The organism is Streptomyces sp. NBC_00190 (assembly GCF_036203305.1).
Taxonomy (GTDB): domain Bacteria; phylum Actinomycetota; class Actinomycetes; order Streptomycetales; family Streptomycetaceae; genus Streptomyces.
Map to the genome: position 1 here is coordinate 4,813,946 of NZ_CP108131.1, position 18,332 is coordinate 4,832,277.

Here is an 18,332-nt window from a genome sequence, read left to right on the forward strand (position 1 = left end):
GAGCCGAACAGAGGGAGAGCGGGCGATGGCCGAGGAGACGGCGATGCCGGGCGTGCGGCCCGCCCCGGTGCCGGTGGAACGGCTGCGCCTGGACCTGCCCCCCGTGCACGGCTCCGTCCGGGAAGCGCGCGCACACCGCAAGGAACGGCTCGCCGAGGCGCTGCGGCTGCTGGGGCGGCTCGGGTACGAGGACGGGGTGGCCGGGCACGTCAGTGCGCGGGACCCGGAGTTCGAGGACTGCTACTGGGTGAACCCCTTCGGGCGGGCCTTCGGCGGGCTGACCCCCGCGGACCTGCTGCTGGTCGACGGGGACGGACGGGTGCTCCAGGGGGAGCGCCGGGTCAACGAGCTGGCCTTCGCCGTGCACGCGGCCGTCCACCGGGAGCGCCCCGAGGTGGTGGCCGTCGTGCGCACGCAGGCCCCGTACCTTCGCGCGCTGGCCGCCCTCGGCGAACTGCTGGCTCCCGTCACCCAGGAGGCCTGCGCCTTCTACGAGGACCACGCGCTGCTGGACGAGTTCGAGGCGGACGGGGCCGTCGGCGCCGCGCGGATCGGGCGCGCGCTGGGCCCGTACAAGGCGCTGATCCTGCGCAACCGGGGGCTGCTGACGGTAGGGGGTTCGGTGGACGCCGCGGTCTGGTGGTTCCTCGCGGCGGAGCGGGCGGCGCAGGCGCAGCTGATCGCGCGGGCGGCCGGGAAACCGGTGCTCATCGACCACCACAGCGCGGTCGCCACCCGGGAGCGGTTCGGGTCCGACCTGGCGGCCTGGGTGAGCTACCAGCCGGTCCGCCAGAGCGTGGCCCAGGCCGTGGCCCAGGAGGTGGGCCCAGGAGGTGGCGTCAACATCATGAACCGTTAATCACCTGCTCTGACATCGTGGGCAATCCGGAACACTGCCGCAGTGGTGCACAATTCGCTGGCACTGCACCGTTGTTCAGAGAGGCGGCACGCACGTGGCTGTCCAAGAGATCTCCCGAAGTACCCATACCGCCGCCTGCACCTGCGAGGAGTGCGTGCGGGTAGGGCACCGCCGCGCCGTCGCCGCCTTCCGGGAGAAGCGCGACGAGTTCGCCGCGGGGCAGGGGGTGCCGGCCGCCGTGGCCCACTCCCTCGGAGCGTCCCGCCAGTGGGTCTCCGACGAGCTGACGCTGTCGGCCCGCAGCGTCGCCGACCGCGGCCGGGAGGCCGGGAGCTCCTGGCTGTACCTGTTCTCGCGGCGGGCCGTGCTCGCCGTGTGGATCGCCGCCGGGGTCCTGCTCCTCCTCCAGGTCGGCACCGCGCTCGGCACCGGCTGGTCCACGGCCCGCACCGCCGGACTGCTGACGGCCCTGGCGCTGGCCGGGCTGCTCACCGTCGCGGCCCGCGCCCAGTCGGTGCGCGGCGGACTCCTCGCCCCGCTCGTCGGCGAGGACAACCGGCTGTCCACCTCCAAGACGGTGCCCAGTGCCTGGGTGGTGCTGACGGCGTTCGCCGCACTGCTGCCCGCGCTGCGGCTGGCGGCCTCGTCGCCCGGCCCGGAGCGGCAGGCGCTGTACGCGGGACTGGCGCTGGACCGGGCGCTGCCCCTGCTGGCGGTGGTCTCGCTGACCTCCGTCGTGGCCGTGCTGGTGCGCCGGGTGGTCTCCGTACGGATCATGGGTCAGCGGCTGCAGAAGCTGCCCGCCGACCGGCCGCGGGGGGTGGACCTGCTGACGGACGACGCGGGGCGCGGCAGCTTCCCGGACGCGCAGTACATGCTCGTCTCGACGGTGGTGCTGGCCTACGCGGCGGCGTCGCTGGCCCGCTTCCCGGACCGGCTGCCGCGGCTCCCGTGGGCGCTGGCCCTGCTGATGGCCCTGTCGGCCGCGGTGTACCTGGCGGCCAAGTACGCGGAGGGCACCCGCCCGCTGGTGCTGTCGGTGGTGCGCAGACGGGAGCCCGGGGACCTGGACGCGGCCGTCCGCCCCGGGGACGACATCGAGATCCGGGGGGTGGGCTTCGTGCCGCCCGGGGCGCAGACTCCGGAGATGCTGGCCCGGCTGGTGGTGCGGATCGGGGCGGTCCACGTGCACGTGCCGCTGGTCCCGGTGGCGGGCGGGTTCACCAACCCTTCCGACGCCGTGCTGACCGTGCCGGTCCCGGCGGAAGTGGAACCGGGACGCGTCGAGATCCAGGTGGTGACCGCCGCCGGAGTGGAATCCAACCGCTGCACCATCGACGTGGCCGAGTGAACGGGGTACACATGCCCCCATGACCCGAACTGATGTCTCGGCTGTCCTCCCGCCGAAGCGCTCCTCGCTGAAGGAGACGGCGGCCCGGCACGCCCTGCTGCCCCTGCGGATCTTCCTCGGCGTGACCTTCGTCTACGCGGGTCTGGACAAGCTGACCGACTCCGCGTTCCTCTCCGCCTCCGGTGCGGGCTCCATCGGCGAGCTGATGCGCGGGGTGCGCGACACCTCAGCCGTCCCCGCCCTCGTGGACCTGGCGCTGAAGGCCCCCGTCGGCTTCGCGGTGGCCCTGGCCATCGGGGAGATCCTGGTGGGCCTCGGGGTGCTGGCCGGCCTGCTGACACGCGTCGCGGCCCTGGGCGGAGCGCTGATCTCGCTCAGCCTGTGGCTCACGGTGTCGTGGGCGGTGACCCCGTACTACTACGGCAACGACCTGATCTACCTGATGGCCTGGACCCCGCTGATCCTCGCCGGGGCGCCCTACCTGTCCCTCGACTCGGTGATCCGATCGCGCTGGTCACGGCGTACGGCGTAGGTCACCATCCCCACGAGCGCCGCGAGCGAGAGCCCGCCCAGCGCGATCGGGACCACGACGAACCACGGCACGTCGGCCTCGCCGCTGCTTCTCAGCAGGTACAGCACGCCCGCCACCAGCAGGGCCAGCCCCGCGATCAGCCGCCCCGGCTGGAACTCATGACGCCGCACGGGCCACCTCCACCTGTCCCACACCCGCGTTCAGGTGCAGCTTGATCGTCCCGCCGGCCTCGGTGCCCGCGGGGGGCACCAGGGTCTCCTGCTGGTGCTCGCCGCCGCCGCGGATCCGTACGTCCTGGCTCGTGTCCCCGGGCATCCGGATGTCGCCCAGCTCGATCGTGACGTCGGCCTCGGCCGTCACCTCCCGGGGCACGATCACCTTGAGCCGGCCCGCGTCGAGGGAGGCGGCGACGGCCAGGGTGGTGCCCTTCGGCACGTCCAGCCGGCTGAGGTCCAAGGTGGCGAAGCCGGTGTCCGCCTCGTACACGGGCCGTACGTCGGCCACCGCGGCCGGACGCCACTCGGTGTCCCGCCAGTCGGTGCCGATCTCCTGGGGCAGCACGGCCGCGACCGCGAGCAGCCCCGAGGTCAGCAGGGCCAGCACGACCGTGCCGAAGCCGGTCCGCCCCAGCAGGGAACTGACCGCGAGGCCGAGGCCGAAGACGACCAGCGCGGCGGCGAGCCCGGTCTGCAGGGCCTCGCCCAGCGGGTGGCCCTCCCAGTTCACCGCCGTGCCGACGATCCCGGCGATCAGCGCCAGCACGAAGACCCGGCCGCCGATCCCGCCGCGCGGAGCCGCGACGGCGGGCGCCTTCGCGGCCTTCTTCGGAGCACCGGCGGAGCGCACCGCGTCGGCGGTGTCGTCCGGCCCCCACAGGTACCCCGTGGCGCCGACCGGGCCCGTGGTGCCGTCCTTGACCAGCGGGTCGCGCCACCACGACGGGGCGCCCGGGGCGGGCGGAGCCTTCGTCTCCGGCGGGGCGGGCGAGTGCGCGTCGGGGGCCTGCGCCTCCGGGGGCTGGACGAGGCGCCGCCGCTGAGACCAGTACGAGGCACCGCCCAGCGCCAGGATGACCAGTACCGAGAAGACCGCGAGGCCGCCGTTGTCCAGCATCGACAGGAACAGCGCGCAGCCCACCAGGGCGGCGAACACCGCCGCGAGCGTGGCGCCCTCGACCCGGCCGGTCAGCATCTTCTTCGCCTCGCTGTCGTCCTCGCCCTCCAGGGGGAGCAGCAGCCACGCGAACCCGTAGAAGATCAGCCCGACGCCGCCGGTGACGGCGAGGACACCGAGGACGATCCGGAAGACCACCGGGTCCAGGTCGAAGTACCGGCCCAGCCCTCCGCACACGCCCGCGAGGACCTTGTCGCGCTTGCTGCGGCGCAGGGGAGGCCGGGCGTCGGGGTACTGGGGTGCCCCGGGATCCTCTCCCGGGCTTCGTCCGGAGGAACTCCCAGGCGGGGCGTCGTGTACTTCGGTCATGGGTCCATGGTGACGGGCCCCGGCCGCCGTCGGCATCGGGCCCGACCCTGGCACAACCCTGATATCCGCGAAGCCGAATTGGGGGGCAGCCCTGATGTCCGCACCGCGCCCGCGCGTGTGACCATCGGTGACATGCCCGTAGCTGCCGCCCCCCGCCCCCCGCTCGTGTCCGACATAGAGGACGTCCCGCAGCGCAAGCTCTACCGCAGCGCCGACGGACGGATGCTCGGCGGTGTCGCGCGCGGTCTCGCCGGGCACCTCGGGCTGCAGGTGATCTGGGTCCGGCTGGCCTTCCTGGGCCTGTTCATGTGGGGGGACGGCCTCGGCGTGCTGCTGTACGCCGCCTTCTGGGTGTTCGTACCGCTGGGCGTCGGCGGCCGCGCCGGGCACCGCTCCTACTTCGAGACCCTGCCCGACGGCACCCGCCGCCTGCGCAAACCCGACCGGGGGCAGATCACCGCGCTGATCGCCCTGTGCATCGGCGCGGGCATCTTCATCTCCAAGGTCCAGCTCGGCGGCGCCTCCGGCCGGTACGTGTGGCCGACGCTGCTGGTCGGGGCCGGGGTGGTGCTCGTATGGCGACAGGCGGACAATTCCCGCCGCGCCCACTGGAACGAGTCCGCCGCGCGGAACGGGCGCCTGCTCCCCGTCGCCCGGGCGCTCGCGGGCGTCGTCCTGGTCGGCGTGGGCCTCACCGTCTTCATCGTCGTACGCGGCTCCGCGGCGCAGCTCGGCAACGTCCTCACCGCCACCCTCGCCGTGCTCGTCGGCGTCGCCCTGCTCGCCGGACCCTGGCTGATCCGGATGACCCAGGACCTCTCCGAGGAGCGACTGATGCGCATCCGCGCCCAGGAGCGCGCCGAGGTCGCCGCCCACGTGCACGACTCCGTCCTGCACACCCTCACCCTGATCCAGCGCAACGCCGAGGACGTCGGAGAGGTACGCCGGCTCGCGCGGGCCCAGGAACGGGAGCTGCGGAACTGGCTGTACAAGCCCGAGGGCACCGGCAAGGACGAGGCCGAGGAGGCGGCCACCCTGGCGGAGGCCGTGAAGAAGACCGCCGCCGAGGTGGAGGACCACCACGGCGTCCCCATCGAGGTCGTGGTCGTCGGCGACTGCCCGCTCGACGAGCGGCTGGCCGCACAGATCCAGGCCGCGCGCGAGGCAATGGTCAACGCCGCCAAGTACGGTGGCGAGGGCGGGCCCGTGCAGGTGTACGCGGAGGTGGAGGGGCAGACGGTGTTCGTGTCCGTACGGGACCGGGGACCGGGCTTCGACATGGACGCGGTACCGGACGACCGCATGGGCGTACGAGAATCGATCATCGGCCGGATGCAGCGCAACGGCGGGACCGCACGGCTGCGGTCCGCGCCCGACGGCGGCACGGAAGTCGAGCTGGAGATGGAGAGGGCGGCGAACGCAGCATGACCGAGGCAGCTGGGACGACCGAGAACGGGACCGAGGCCCGGCGCGTCCGGGTGGTGCTCGTCGACGACCACCGGATGTTCCGCACCGGCGTACAGGCCGAGATCGGCGAGACCGCACGGACGGGGGTCGAGGTCGTCGGCGAGGCCGCCGACGTCGACCAGGCCATCACCGTCATCACGGCCACCCGGCCCGAGGTCGTCCTGCTGGACGTGCACCTGCCCGGGGGCGGCGGGGTCGAGGTGCTGCGGCGCTGCGCCCCGCTGATGTCGGCGGCCGAGAACCCCGTACGGTTCCTGGCCCTGTCCGTGTCGGATGCGGCGGAGGACGTCATCGGGGTCATCCGGGGCGGCGCGCGCGGCTACGTCACCAAGACCATCACCGGCACCGACCTGGTGGACTCGGTGTTCCGGGTGCAGGACGGGGACGCGGTGTTCTCGCCGCGGCTGGCGGGCTTCGTGCTCGACGCCTTCGCCTCGTCGGACGCGCCGCCCGTGGACGAGGACCTGGACCGCCTCACCCAGCGCGAGCGCGAGGTGCTGCGGCTGATCGCGCGCGGGTACGCGTACAAGGAGATCGCCAAGCAGCTCTTCATCTCGGTGAAGACGGTGGAGTCGCACGTCTCGGCGGTGCTGCGCAAGCTCCAGCTCTCCAACCGGCACGAGCTGACCCGCTGGGCGACGGCGCGCCGCCTGGTGTGACCGGCCGGTAGGGAACGGTGTGACCCATGCCGCAGGCCCCCCGGGCAACCGGGGCGGGCCGCGGCGCCCTCTACGTTGCCGTGATGAGCTTGACGGGGACTCCCCTGTTCGTGACGGTGATCGTACTGACCGTGATCGCCGTCCTCCTTCCGCTGGCCGTGTGGAGCAAGGTGCGCGGGCCTGCCGCCGTGCGCGTGGCCACCCGTGCCCTGATGGTGGTGTTCGCCCAGGTCACCGCCGTCGCGGTGGTGTTCATCGCGCTCAACCGGGACATGAACTTCTACGCCTCCTGGGGCGATCTGTTCGGCACTGGCAAGTACGTCACCGCCGCCCCCGACCTCGGGCCGGACGGGCTCGGCGGGAAGAAGGTCGCGGAGGTCAAGGCCGAGCCGAAGGTGAAGCAGAACTTCGAGCCGGTCGAGGGCCTCGGCGGCCGGGTCCGCAAGACGGAGCTCGACGGCAAGATCTCCGGGGTCAAGGGCGACGTCATGGTGTGGCTGCCGCCCCAGTACGACGACCCGGCTTTCAAGGACAAGAAGTTCCCCGTGGTCGAGCTGATCCCGGGCATACCGGGGACGGGCAAGTCCTGGTTCCAGGGGCTCAAGGCGCACGAGGTACTGGAGCCGCTGATGAAGAGCGGCAAGGTGCAGCCGTTCATCCTGGTCTCACCGCGCGCCATGCTGGTCGGCAACGCCGACACCGGCTGCGCCAACATCCCCGGCAAGGTCAACGCCGACAGCTGGTTCAGCGTCGACGTCCGCAAGATGGTCACCGACAACTTCCGGGTCTCGGACGAGGCCCGCACCTGGGGTGTGGCCGGGTACTCGGCCGGTGCGTACTGCGCGGCCAAGCTGGCGATCGCCCACCCCGACCGCTACAGCGCGGCCGTCTCCCTGTCCGGCTACAACGACCCCGGCCAGGAGCCCACTTCCCTGGTGGCCCAGGACCCGCAGATGCGCACCACGCACAACCTGAAGAACGTGCTGAAGGCCGCGCCGAAGCCGCCCGCGGTCTCGCTGTGGATGTCGGGGGCCGAGCAGGACGGCTACCTGTCCGGCACGGACCTCAAGGGGATCGCGCAGAGCCCGACGGTGGTGCACGCGGAGAAGGTGGTCGGCGGCCACAACCTCGAATCGTGGTCGAAGCAGCTGCCCCAGACCTTCCAGTGGCTCAGCACCGTGGTCAAGACGCCGTAGCGGCCGTTGCGGGGGCGGGAGGCGCTACGCGGGACGGGAGGCGCCTGCCCACGGCATCGAGTCGATCGGTGCCACCCGGACCGTGGAACCGGGCCGCGGGGCGTGGATCATCTGGCCGTTGCCGATGTACATCCCGACGTGTGTGACTCCGGAGTAGAAGAACACCAGGTCGCCGGGGGCCAGCTGGTCGCGGGAGACGCGCTGTCCGGCATTGATCTGGGTGTAGGTGGTGCGGGGGAGGGAGACCCCGGCCGCGCGCCAGGCCGCCTGGGTCAGGCCCGAGCAGTCGAAGGACCCCGGACCCGTCGCGCCCCACACGTACGGCTTGCCGATCGCCCCGTGCGCGAAGGCCACGGCGCGGGCCGCGCGCGATTCTCCGCCGACCCGCGCCGGGGCCGATGCCGGGGCGGACGCCGGGGACTGCGCGGACTGCGGGCCGGAGACGGGGGCGGCCCCGGCCGTACGGGCCTCGTACGCGGCCCGCTGCTCGGCGGTGAGCTTGGCCAGCAGCTGCTTGGCGGTGGCGAGCTTGCCCTCGATCTCGGCCTTGCGCCGGGCGAGTTCGTCCCGCTGCGCGCGCAGCTCGGCGAGCCGCCCGCCGGCTTGCTCCCGCAGTGTGGCGACCTCGTCGAGCTTGCGGCGCACGGTGCTGATCCCGGCTGCATTGCGGTCCCCGGCGCGGTTGATGAGGGAGGCCTGGGAGAGGTACTCCTGCGGGTCCCTGGCCGTCGCGAGTTTCACCGCGGTGCCCAGGGACCCGCCGCTGCGGTACTGGCCGGCCGCGAGCGAACCGAGCGTGCCGCGGGCGGCGTTGAGCTGATCGGTCTTGCGGGCGGTCTCGTCGCGCAGTCCCGTCAGCGCCTGCTCGGCCTCGTCGGCCTTCTGCTTCGCCCCGTTGTACCGCTCGGTCGCCGCCTCCGCCTCCTCGTAGAGCCGGTCCACCTCCGACTCGACCTGCCCGGCGGTGGGCTGCGGGTCGGCCTGGGAGGTGCCTTCGAAGGCGGTGGCGGTGGCAGCGCCCGCGAGGGCGAGGGTGGTGGCGGCGGTCCGTACGGTGCCGCCGGAAAGCGGGCGCTGCCTGGGCTTTCGATGACTGGCCACGAGGGCCTCACGTCCTTCCTCCGTCGGTGCTTGGAGGAGGACGCTAGACCCGGAGGTAACGGCCGGATGACGGGTGACCGCAAGTGGCCTGATGCGACCGGGGATGGCCGCGCGGGACCGAAGCGGGATCAGTGCCAGAGGGTGGCGATGAAGATATTGACCACGGTCAGTCCGCCGACCGCGCCGAACAGCGCCTTCTCCACCCGCTCCTCGTCGCGCTTGACGTAGACGAGGGAGAGGATCACGAAGAGGATCGCGAGCTTCGCGCCGATCTTGATGTTGTTGACGGCGGAGCCGTCCATCTCGTTGAAGCCGACCAGGAGCACGCCGGTCACCAGCATGGTCAGCGCGCCGTGCAGCATGGCGGGCACGAAGCGGGCGGTGCCCGCGCCCATCGCCTTCATCTGGGTCAGGAAGCCGCCGAGGAGCGAGGCTATCCCGATGATGTGCAGGCCGACGAAGACATTGATCAGGACGGTCATGCGTCGAGCGTACGGGGCGGTCGTCCGCGGTCTTCGAGCGGGCCGGGAGGTGGGCCGGGAGGTGGTCTGGGACGTGGGCCGCGGGCCCGGCCGGAGGGTGGCGGGCCGTCACCCGAAGAACGTCGTCAACTCGTCGACGACGGCCTGCGGCTGTTCCTCCGGGAGGTAGTGCCCGCTGCCGTCGACGCGGACGACCCGGGTGTCGGTGCCCAGCGCGGGGACCGCCGCCACCAGGCGTCCGTAGTTGCTGTGCTCCCCGCCGAGGGCGAGCAGCGGGGCGGTCACGGGGGCGTAGGCCGCGAGGTCGGCGATGTCCTGGCCGAAGGCGCGGTACCAGCCGTTGCCGGCCCGGATCGCGTCCGGGGAGTCGTAGGCCCGCGCGTACACCGCGCGGGAGTGGGCGTCGATGGAGGCGGGGTCGGCCGTCATGGCGGCGAACAGCCAGTCCAGCAGGAGGTGGTAGCGGCCGGCGAGGAGCTGCTCGGGCAGCCCGTGCACCTGGTTGAAGGCGAACCACCACAGGTGGCGGACGGGGCCGGGCTGGGGGAGCAGCGGCATCCGGGTCCAGGACTCCTCGGGGTGCGAGACGTCGAGGAGGGCGACCCGGTCCGTGGCCTCGGGGTGGTTGGCGGCGTACGCGTAGGCGACCATCGCGCCGATGTCGTGCCCCGCGACGTGGGCCCGGCCGATGTCCAGGTGCTTCAGGAGGGCGTGGACATCGGCGGCCATCGTCTTCTTGTCGTACCCCTCATCCGGCCCCTCTTCCGGCTTGGCGGAGCCGCCCATGCCGCGCAGGTCCACGGCGATCACCCGGTACCGGCGCGCCAGGGCCGGCATCACTTTGTGCCACTGCCACCAGGTCTGCGGCCAGCCGCCGAGGAGGACGAGGGGTTCGCCGCCGCCGCCCTCCACGTAGTGCAGGCGGGTGCCGTTGACCTCGGCGTGGTGGCTGGTGAAGCCGCCGTCGAGGGAGGCGGCGAGGGAGGCGTCGTCGAGCGGGGCGGTGGTGGCGGGCATGGGAGTCCTCACGTCGGAACGTCGGAGTGTCGGAGCGCCGGAACGTCCGAATGGCCGTACGAAGATCTCGTACAGTCGAGACCGTACGAGATCTTCGTACGGTTGGTCAATGTCCGTTCGGGTTTTGCGTACAGTTGCTGCATGGCCGCCGAAGCGCTCCACCACCCCGACGCCGCCCGGATCGCACTGGTCGAGGTCCTGGCGGCCCTCGGTCATCCGGTGCGGCTGGAGATCGTCCGGACCCTCGCCGGCTCGGAGTCGGAGGTCTACTGCGGTGCGGTGGCCGAAGGCCTGCCCCGTTCCACCGTCACCCACCACCTGCGCACACTGCGCGAGGCCGGCGTGATCTGTCAGCGCCCCGAGGGCCGCAAGCTCTTCCTGACCCTGCGCCGAGCGGACCTGGAGCAGCGCTTCCCGGGTCTGCTGGCGCTCGCCGTAGGCGATTTTCCGGGCCCGGAACCGGCTGTCGGTCCCGCCCCCTAGACTCGGAATGCGATGAGCAGCCTCTTTGACGACAGTTTCCTGGCGGACCTCACCCCCTCCGACGAGGTCCCGCCGCCGCCCGAGGACCACGCCGCCCCGGAAGCGGGCGCGGACGACCTCTTCGGGGGCCGGTTCGACGTGCCCATGACCGGGGACGCGTACTACCGGGACGGCGCCCCCAGGCCCGTCATCGACCCGGCGGCGCTCCTGGACGGGCTGAATGAGCAGCAGGCCGCGGCCGTGGTGCACGCGGGCTCCCCGCTGCTCATCGTGGCCGGCGCCGGCTCCGGCAAGACCCGGGTGCTGACCCACCGCATCGGCCACCTGCTGGCCGCGCGGAACGTCCACCCCGGCCAGATCCTGGCGATCACCTTCACCAACAAGGCCGCCGGTGAGATGAAGGAGCGCGTGGAGGGCCTGGTCGGCCCGCGGGCGAACGCCATGTGGGTCTCCACCTTCCACAGCGCGTGCGTGCGCATCCTGCGCCGCGAGTCCAAGCGGCTCGGCTTCACGTCCTCGTTCTCGATCTACGACGCCGCCGACTCGAAGCGCCTGATGGCGCTCGTCTGCCGCGACCTGGACCTGGACCCGAAGAAGTTCCCGCCCAAGGCCTTCAACGCCAAGATCTCCAACCTGAAGAACGAGCTGATCGACGAGGAAGCCTTCGCCGACCAGGCCGTGGACGGCTTCGAGAAGACCCTCGCCCAGGCGTACGCGATGTACCAGGGGCGGCTGCGCGAGGCCAACGCGCTCGACTTCGACGACATCATCATGACCACCGTCCACCTGCTCCAGGCCTTCCCGGACGTCGCCGAGCACTACCGGCGCCGCTTCCGGCACGTCCTGGTGGACGAGTACCAGGACACCAACCACGCCCAGTACACGCTCGTGCGCGAGCTGGTCGGCACCGGCTACCCGGACCTGCCGCCCGCCGAGGTGTGCGTGGTGGGTGACGCCGACCAGTCGATCTACGCCTTCCGCGGCGCGACCATCCGCAACATCCTCCAGTTCGAGGAGGACTACAAGGACGCGACGACGATCCTGCTGGAGCAGAACTACCGCTCCACGCAGACGATCCTCTCCGCGGCCAACGCGGTCATCGAGCGCAACGAGAACCGCCGCGCCAAGAACCTGTGGACCGAGGCCGGCAGCGGCGCCGTGATCACCGGCTACGTCGCGGACACCGAGCACGACGAGGCGCAGTTCATCGCCGACGAGATCGACCGGCTGACGGACGCCGGGGAGACCAAGGCCGGGGACGTCGCGATCTTCTACCGGACCAACGCGCAGTCGCGCGTGTTCGAGGAGATCTTCATCCGGGTCGGGCTGCCCTACAAGGTCGTCGGCGGCGTCCGCTTCTACGAGCGCAAGGAGGTCCGCGACGTCCTCGCGTACCTGCGCGTCCTCGCGAACCCGGAGGACAACGTCCCGCTCCGCCGCATCCTGAACGTGCCCAAGCGCGGCATCGGCGAGCGCGCCGAGGCGATGATCGACGCCCTCGCGATGCGCGAGAAGATCACCTTCCCGCAGGCGCTGCGGCGCGTGGACGAGGCCTTCGGCATGGCCGCGCGCTCGACCAACGCGGTGAAGCGGTTCAACGTGCTGATGGAGGAGCTCCGTACGATCGTCGACTCCGGCGCGGGCCCCGCGGTGGTGCTGGAGGCGGTGCTGGAGCGCACGGGCTACCTCACCGAGCTCCAGGCGTCGACCGACCCGCAGGACGAGACGCGGATCGAGAACCTCCAGGAACTGGCGGCGGTGGCACTGGAGTTCGAGCAGGGGCGCGAGGCGGCGGCCACCGAGGCGGCCGAGGCCGGCGCCCCGGCTCCTGGCCCCGGCACGCTCGCCGAGTTCCTGGAACAGGTCGCGCTCGTCGCCGACTCCGACCAGATCCCGGACGAGGACACCGACGGCAGCGGCGTCATCACGCTCATGACCCTGCACACCGCCAAGGGCCTGGAGTTCCCCGTGGTCTTCCTGACCGGCATGGAGGACGGGGTCTTCCCGCACATGCGGTCGCTGGGCCAGACCAAGGAGCTGGAGGAGGAGCGCCGCCTCGCGTACGTCGGCATCACGCGTGCCCGCGAGCGGCTGTATCTGACCCGGTCCTCGATGCGCAGTGCGTGGGGGACCCCCTCGTACAACCCGCCGTCGCGGTTCCTGGAGGAGATCCCGGCCGAGTACCTGCAGTGGAAGCGCACGGGCGCCTCTCAGAAGCCGGCCGGGCCGATGCGGAGTTCGGGCTACGGGTCTTCGGGCTCGGGTTCGGGCTTCGGCGGCGGCAAGGCCTCGTTCGGCACCTCGCCGGAGGCGTTCCTGTCCTCGTCGCGTACGAAGTCGGGCCCGTCCGGGTTCGCGACGCGCCGGGCCGCCGACAAGCCGGTCATCACCCTCGTGGTCGGGGACCGGGTCACGCACGACCAGTTCGGGCTCGGGACCGTCATGGAGGTCAAGGGAGCGGGCGCGGACGCGCAGGCCACCATCGATTTCGGGGACGACAAGCCGAAGCGGCTGCTGCTGCGCTACGCGCCGGTGCAGAAGCTCTGACCCCCTTCGGGGGGCCGGGGGCTCAGGGGTCCAGGGGGCCCGGAGGGCCCAGGGGTTCGCCGGGATACGTCGGGTTACGTCGGGTCCAGGCCGTGGCTGCGGAGCCACGGCAGGGGGTCGATCGCGGACCCGCCGCCGGGCCGTACCTCGAAGTGGAGGTGCGGGCCGGTGGAGTTGCCGGAGTTGCCCGAGTAGGCGATGACGTCGCCGGCCTTCACCTTGCCGGACCGGATCTTGGTGCTGCTGAGGTGGCAGTACCAGGTCTCGGTGCCGTCGGGCGAGGTCACTATGGCCATGTTCCCGTAGGCGCTGTTCCACTGCGTGCGCACGGTGCCGTCGGTGGCGGCCATGACCGGGGTGCCGTAGGAGACCGGGAAGTCGATGCCCGTGTGCACGGACATCCACATGCCGCCCGCCTGGCCGAAGCTGGCGCTGAGGCCGTGCTGCCCGACGGGGATCGCGAACTTGGGGCGGGCCGCTTCCTTGGCCGCGGCCTCCTCCGCCTTCTTCTTCTTCTCATCGTCCTGGCGCTGGCGCAGGTCGATGCGCTCCTGCGTGCGGCTCGCGCGGTCCGCGAAGTCGCCCGCGTCGGCGCTGAGCGCCGCCAGCTGGGTGTCGAGCTTCGTGTTCGCCGCGACGGGCTTGACGGAGGCCGGGTCGGGCGCGGCCATCGTGGTGGTGTCCTCGCTGGGCTTGTCCGTGCCGGTGAGCCCGCCGACGGAGGCGGCGGCGACGCCGGCGACGCCCATCACGCAGGCGGAGGGGACGGCCACGGTCAACAAGGCGGAACGCTTCGCCGGGGTGCGGCGACGGCTGCTGCCGGCCTTCGCGCCGGCCTTGGTGCCCGCCTTGGTGTCGCCCTTGGCGGTGGTCCGGCGCGCGGCGCGCGGCACGGAGGTCAGGGGTACGGCCTGGGTGGGGAGGTCGTGCACCGCGGGCGCTTCGTACGCCTCGGGCACCTCGTACGCTTCGTGCGCCTCGTCCGCTTCGGGTGCCCCGGGTGTTTCGGGCGCTTCGTCGGTGACGGGCTCGAAGCCCGCGGTCTCGCTGTAGGGCGCCTCGTAGGTGTACTCCTGCGCGTACTCCTGCTCCGGCTGCGCGTACTCCTGCTCCTGCTGCGCGGGCTGCTGGTACTCGTACCCGTACGTGTAGCCGGTCTCGGGCTGCTGCTGCGGCTGGGTCTGCGTCTCCGGGACGGAGTTCCAGGCGGTGGCGTCGTACGCCCCCGTCTCGGTGCCGGTGAGGGTGCCGTAGCCCGGCATCGACCAGTGGCCGGTCTGCTCGGCGGAGGTCTCGTAGTCGAAGGAGGCCTGCGGCTGCTGGTACTCGGTGTAGCCGGAGTAGTCCGCGCTCGGGGCGCTCGGGGTGCTCCAGGCGTTCGTGTCCCTCCCCCAGCTACCGCTGGGAGGTGCCCCCAGCCCGGTGCCGTCCGCAGGGACACCCTGGGCCGGGATCGAGCACAGGTAGGGGTCCTGCGAGGTCCACGCGGTGGTGTCGTACGCGCCGGTCTCGTAGGAGCCGTATGCCGCGTAGTTGACCCCCTGGCCCTGCGTTTCGTAGGAAACGTAGGTCGAGTCACCAGCGAAAGTGGCGGTGGCAAGGCCGTCATACCCGGGATCCGGGTACTGGCCCGGCGAGGGGCGGTCGTTCACCAACTTCTCTTTCGCCTCGGCAGTGGGGGCCTGGGTGGCCGGGGAACTCGTGGTTCACCGGAGGAGAGCAGTGGCGTGACTGTACCCGGCGGTTACTGGCAACGACAATCTTCGGAGGACGTCCATATCCCGGGAACCGGGCATTCGGCCGTCTTTCGGTCGCACAAAGACGCACCCTTGGCCTTGAGTTCGAAATTCGTTCGACTCTTCGTCGTTGTGCGTCTATGCGACGGACGTGGCTTCCGAGCTCCCCGACACGGCCGTCGCGGGCCCGTCGAGGGCGCGCAGGACCGCCGCGATCACGGTGGGATGCGCGGGCAGGGCGAGATGCCCGATGCCGGTGACCTGCACGTTCTCCACGCGCAGATCCGGATGCTCGATCCGGGCCGTACCGACCGGGGCCATCAGCGCGTCGAACTCGCTCCAGAACGCCACACATCGGGTCGCGCAGCCGGGCGCGGGCGCGGCCAGTTCGGCGAGCACCTCGGAGTCGGGGCGCATCTGCCGGACCAGCGGGTGCGCGTCCATGAAGGGGGCGACCGACGTGCCGGAATGCGGGGTGCCGAGCGTGACGAGCGTCCGGACGCGGGCGTCGCCGCCGAGGCGCTGGATGTAGTACCGGGCGACCAGTCCGCCCAGGCTGTGGCCGACCAGGTCCACCTGCTCCTGCCCGGTGCGCGTGCACAGTTCCTCGACGCGCCGGGCCAGATGGCGGGCGGTCACGCGCAGGTCGCGGGTGAAGGGCGAATAGTTGTACGCCTCCACGTGCCGGCGGCCCCCCGCCCCGAGGGCGCGGCGCAGTAGGACGAAGACGGAACGGTTGTCGGAGAACCCGTGGAGGAGGAGGGCGGGCGGGCGCGTCGCGGACGTCGCGGACGAGCGTGTCGCCGGTGGACCGGCGCCGACCTTCTCCTGGCACACTCCGGTGGGATACAGGAGGAGGTGCCCGCCGAGCACGATCACCTCGAGCGCTCCGGCCCGCAGCGCGGCGCCGGATACGGGAATGGACACGGGTACGCACAGCCCCATCGATGGCCTCCCCTGAGCCTTCTGGGACTGCGGCCGGTCGCGCCACCGTGCCGTGCGGCTGCCGGCACGGTGGCGCAATGCCGTCCCACGTGTGATTTCCCCCTCCTGGTTGACCGTGAAACGGCGGCGTGCGCGATGCTGTACTTAACGTTCGTTCACTCGGGAGGCAGTGCGATGGGTGTGACCGGTCCGATCCGTGTGGTGGTGGCCAAGCCGGGTCTCGACGGCCACGACCGCGGCGCGAAGGTGATCGCGCGGGCGCTGCGTGACGCGGGCATGGAGGTCATCTACACCGGCCTCCACCAGACCCCCGAGCAGATCGTGGACACCGCCATCCAGGAGGACGCCGACGCCATCGGCCTCTCGATCCTCTCCGGCGCCCACAACACGCTCTTCGTGCGCGTGCTGGAACTCCTCAAGGAGCGCGACGCGGAGGACATCAAGGTCTTCGGCGGCGGCATCATTCCGGAGGACGACATCGCCCCCCTGAAGGAGAAGGGCGTGGCCGAGATCTTCACCCCGGGCGCGACCACGACCTCCATCGTCGACTGGGTCCGCGGCAACGTCCGCCAGTAGCCGTCCCACGGCCGTCCGGCGCGGGATCCGGGGCGGAGCCCCGGGATCTTCGAGCCCCGCCACCGCCACCCCGCCCCCGGAGGGCGGGGTCAGGCCGGGGCCAGCTCCGCCAGCATCGCCTCGCGCAGGCGAAGGGTGGCCACCAGCCGCTGAAAGGCCTCCGCCCAGTACGCGGCGGCGCCGGACTCCGCCTCCGGCGGCGCCGAGGCCGCCGCGGTCAGTATCTCCAGCCGCCCCGCCTCCGCAGGGTCGAGGCAGCGCTCCGCCAGCCCCATCACCCCGCTGAAGCTCCACGGGTAGCTGCCCGCCTCCCGGGCGGAGTCCAGCGCGTCGACCACGGCCCGCCCCAGCGCCCCGGCCCACGGCACCACGCACACCCCGAGCAGCTGGAACGCCTCCGACAGCCCGTGGGCCCGTATGAACTCCGCTACCCAGTCCGCCCGTTCCCCGTCCGACAGGGTCTCCAGCAGCTTCGCCCGCTCCGCCAGTGAGGCCGTCCCCGGCCCCGCCGCGGGCGGCGCGGACGCCGGGCCGAGCAGAGCCCGCGACCACCGCGCGTCGCGCTGGCGCACCGCCGCCCGGCACCAGGCCGCGTGCAGTTCCTCCCGCCACTCCTCGCCCCCGGCCACCGGGAGCGCCACGATCTCCGCCGGGCCGAGCCCACCGAACCGATCCCGCCAGCAGGACAGCGGGGCCGCCTCCACCAACTGGCCGAGCCACCAGGCCCGTTCCCCGCGTCCGGCGGGGGGCCGCTTGACCACCCCGTCCCGCAGCATTCGCGCATCGCACTCGGCCGGCGGGGTCACCCCCTCGGGGCCCACGCATGCCAGGGCGCGCTCCGCCATCCGCCCGGCCAGCGCCGAGCCCGGCAGCGCCGACAGCAGCTCGGCCGCCGTCGCGCGGACATTGCGGCTGCGGTCGCCCAGGGCGGCCTCCAGGAACGGCTCGTCCTGCGGCGACAGCCCCGCCCGCAGCGAATCGAGGAACATCAGCCGGTCCTCGGCCCGCTCGGTGGCCCAGGTCGTCGCCAGCAGCCTCGGCGCGGCCGCCGCCTCGTGGGCCCGTACGGCACCCAACAGCGCCACCCGCTCCGCGAACAGCCCCTCCTGCCACAGCCGTTCCACCGCGGCCCCGTCCGTCACGTCCGGCAGCTCCCCGGCTCCTCCGGCTCCGCCGCGCAGGGCGAACCGCCAGTCCGGATTCAGCCGCGCCAGCCACATCCCCCGCGCCCCGGCCAGCGCCAGCGCCGGTGCCCTCAGATCCGTACGGGCCCGGGCCGCGTCCAGCAGCGCGGGCACGAGCGCGGCCGGTGAGCGGTAACCGTGCCGGCCGGCCGCGGCCAGCCACTGCGGCAGCAGCTCCGTCAGATCCGGGGCCGCGCCGCGCCGGCCGCCGCTCGCCGCGGCGGTCCGGCCGGCCAGCAGTTGCGCGAGCCGCTGCCGGGCCGCCGCCGGTGGTGCCGGCCGCGGGTCCCGGGGCGCGGGCTGCGGGCGCGGGCCCGCCTCGGCCGGCCGCAGCCCCGCCCGGCGCCGCACGGTGTGCACGGCCGCCGCGTCCAGCAAGGCCTCCGGCGAGCCGGCCGGGCCCCCGCCCCGGCGCCGGTCGGTGCCCAGCAGTGCGGCGCCGACCAGCTCCTCCCAGTCCCCGTACCCCTCGTCGTACCCCTCGTCGCCCGTGACCATCGAACCCCTCCCTCTGCCCTCTGCGAGTCCTGCGCTCCGATCCCGCCCCCTCCGCGGGACCGGAGCTGTCGATGCCGTCGTTGAATTCGTTCAGCTGGCGTGGTTGTCGTTCACGGCAAAGCCCCCCGGCTTCTCGTCACGTCACGCCGACGCACCCGCGCCGCCGTGTCCTCCCCGTTCCCCTCCCCGCCGCTCCCGCGGCACACGGGCCCCCAGG

At 72.6% G+C, this 18,332-nt stretch carries 17 protein-coding genes; 9 read left to right on the top strand and 8 right to left on the bottom strand.

The window, feature by feature from the left end; all coding sequences use genetic code 11:
* The first annotated feature begins 25 nt into the window (after nucleotides 1-25).
* The 3 genes from OG429_RS23305 to OG429_RS23315 all read left to right on the top strand — a co-directional run bounded on the left by OG429_RS23305 (nucleotide 26) and on the right by OG429_RS23315 (nucleotide 2,742).
* Nucleotides 26-859, top strand: a complete 834-nt coding sequence (locus OG429_RS23305) for a class II aldolase/adducin family protein (protein WP_328927206.1) — start codon at nucleotides 26-28, stop codon at nucleotides 857-859.
* 94 nt (nucleotides 860-953) lie between these two features.
* Complete coding sequence (locus OG429_RS23310; protein WP_328927207.1) at nucleotides 954-2,210, top strand: hypothetical protein; 1,257 nt, start codon at nucleotides 954-956, stop codon at nucleotides 2,208-2,210.
* A gap of 19 nt (nucleotides 2,211-2,229) precedes the next feature.
* Complete coding sequence (locus OG429_RS23315) at nucleotides 2,230-2,742, top strand: DoxX family protein (RefSeq protein WP_328927208.1); 513 nt, start codon at nucleotides 2,230-2,232, stop codon at nucleotides 2,740-2,742.
* Here OG429_RS23315 and OG429_RS23320 read toward each other — a convergent pair.
* Nucleotides 2,688-2,912: a hypothetical protein gene (locus OG429_RS23320; protein WP_328927209.1), complete on the bottom strand. Its 225-nt coding sequence runs from the start codon at nucleotides 2,910-2,912 to the stop codon at nucleotides 2,688-2,690. The two genes, OG429_RS23315 and OG429_RS23320, sit on opposite strands and share 55 nt — an antisense overlap.
* Nucleotides 2,899-4,224 carry a PspC domain-containing protein gene (locus OG429_RS23325; protein WP_328927210.1) on the bottom strand — a complete coding sequence of 442 codons (1,326 nt, stop codon included), beginning with the start codon at nucleotides 4,222-4,224 and terminating at the stop codon, nucleotides 2,899-2,901. The genes OG429_RS23320 and OG429_RS23325 overlap by 14 nt, the downstream gene beginning before the upstream one ends.
* 132 nt (nucleotides 4,225-4,356) lie before the next feature.
* On the opposite strand from OG429_RS23325, the gene OG429_RS23330 reads away from it, so the two are divergent.
* From OG429_RS23330 to OG429_RS23340, 3 genes are all read left to right on the top strand, one after another.
* Entirely contained in the window at nucleotides 4,357-5,652 is a 1,296-nt protein-coding gene (locus OG429_RS23330) for a PspC domain-containing protein (protein WP_328927211.1), read from the top strand.
* Nucleotides 5,649-6,350, top strand: a complete 702-nt coding sequence (locus OG429_RS23335) for a response regulator transcription factor (RefSeq protein WP_328927212.1) — start codon at nucleotides 5,649-5,651, stop codon at nucleotides 6,348-6,350. The genes OG429_RS23330 and OG429_RS23335 overlap by 4 nt, the downstream gene beginning before the upstream one ends.
* Nucleotides 6,351-6,433: 83 nt before the next feature.
* On the top strand, nucleotides 6,434-7,546 hold the full coding sequence (locus tag OG429_RS23340) for an alpha/beta hydrolase (protein WP_328927213.1): 1,113 nt from the start codon (nucleotides 6,434-6,436) through the stop codon (nucleotides 7,544-7,546).
* A gap of 24 nt (nucleotides 7,547-7,570) precedes the next feature.
* Here OG429_RS23340 and OG429_RS23345 read toward each other — a convergent pair whose 3' ends face one another.
* The 3 genes from OG429_RS23345 to OG429_RS23355 form a co-directional block, all read right to left on the bottom strand.
* On the bottom strand, nucleotides 7,571-8,647 hold the full coding sequence (locus OG429_RS23345) for a C40 family peptidase (protein ID WP_328927214.1): 1,077 nt from the start codon (nucleotides 8,645-8,647) through the stop codon (nucleotides 7,571-7,573).
* A gap of 128 nt (nucleotides 8,648-8,775) precedes the next feature.
* Entirely contained in the window at nucleotides 8,776-9,129 is a 354-nt protein-coding gene (locus OG429_RS23350) for a hypothetical protein (protein WP_328927215.1), read from the bottom strand.
* Nucleotides 9,130-9,237: 108 nt separating this feature from the next.
* Nucleotides 9,238-10,146 carry an alpha/beta fold hydrolase gene (locus OG429_RS23355; protein ID WP_328927216.1) on the bottom strand — a complete coding sequence of 303 codons (909 nt, stop codon included), beginning with the start codon at nucleotides 10,144-10,146 and terminating at the stop codon, nucleotides 9,238-9,240.
* 141 nt (nucleotides 10,147-10,287) lie between these two features.
* Between OG429_RS23355 and OG429_RS23360 the strand changes: the two genes are divergently transcribed.
* Complete coding sequence (locus tag OG429_RS23360) at nucleotides 10,288-10,629, top strand: ArsR/SmtB family transcription factor (RefSeq protein ID WP_328927217.1); 342 nt, start codon at nucleotides 10,288-10,290, stop codon at nucleotides 10,627-10,629.
* Nucleotides 10,630-10,641: 12 nt separating this feature from the next.
* The gene (gene pcrA / locus OG429_RS23365; protein WP_328927218.1) at nucleotides 10,642-13,176 is read left to right on the top strand and encodes a DNA helicase PcrA; all 2,535 of its coding nucleotides are present in this window, start codon (nucleotides 10,642-10,644) and stop codon (nucleotides 13,174-13,176) included.
* A gap of 74 nt (nucleotides 13,177-13,250) precedes the next feature.
* On the opposite strand, the gene OG429_RS23370 is transcribed toward pcrA, so the two are convergent.
* Both OG429_RS23370 and OG429_RS23375 read right to left on the bottom strand, forming a co-directional pair.
* The gene (locus OG429_RS23370; RefSeq protein WP_328927219.1) at nucleotides 13,251-14,828 is read right to left on the bottom strand and encodes a M23 family metallopeptidase; all 1,578 of its coding nucleotides are present in this window, start codon (nucleotides 14,826-14,828) and stop codon (nucleotides 13,251-13,253) included.
* 222 nt (nucleotides 14,829-15,050) lie between these two features.
* Entirely contained in the window at nucleotides 15,051-15,857 is an 807-nt protein-coding gene (locus OG429_RS23375) for an esterase/lipase family protein (protein WP_328927220.1), read from the bottom strand.
* 174 nt (nucleotides 15,858-16,031) lie between these two features.
* Between OG429_RS23375 and OG429_RS23380 the strand changes: the two genes are divergently transcribed.
* The gene (locus OG429_RS23380; RefSeq protein WP_328927221.1) at nucleotides 16,032-16,433 is read left to right on the top strand and encodes a cobalamin B12-binding domain-containing protein; all 402 of its coding nucleotides are present in this window, start codon (nucleotides 16,032-16,034) and stop codon (nucleotides 16,431-16,433) included.
* Between the two features lie 89 nt (nucleotides 16,434-16,522).
* Here OG429_RS23380 and OG429_RS23385 read toward each other — a convergent pair whose 3' ends face one another.
* Nucleotides 16,523-18,115: a DUF5691 domain-containing protein gene (locus OG429_RS23385; protein ID WP_328927222.1), complete on the bottom strand. Its 1,593-nt coding sequence runs from the start codon at nucleotides 18,113-18,115 to the stop codon at nucleotides 16,523-16,525.
* Nucleotides 18,116-18,332: the final 217 nt, after the last annotated feature.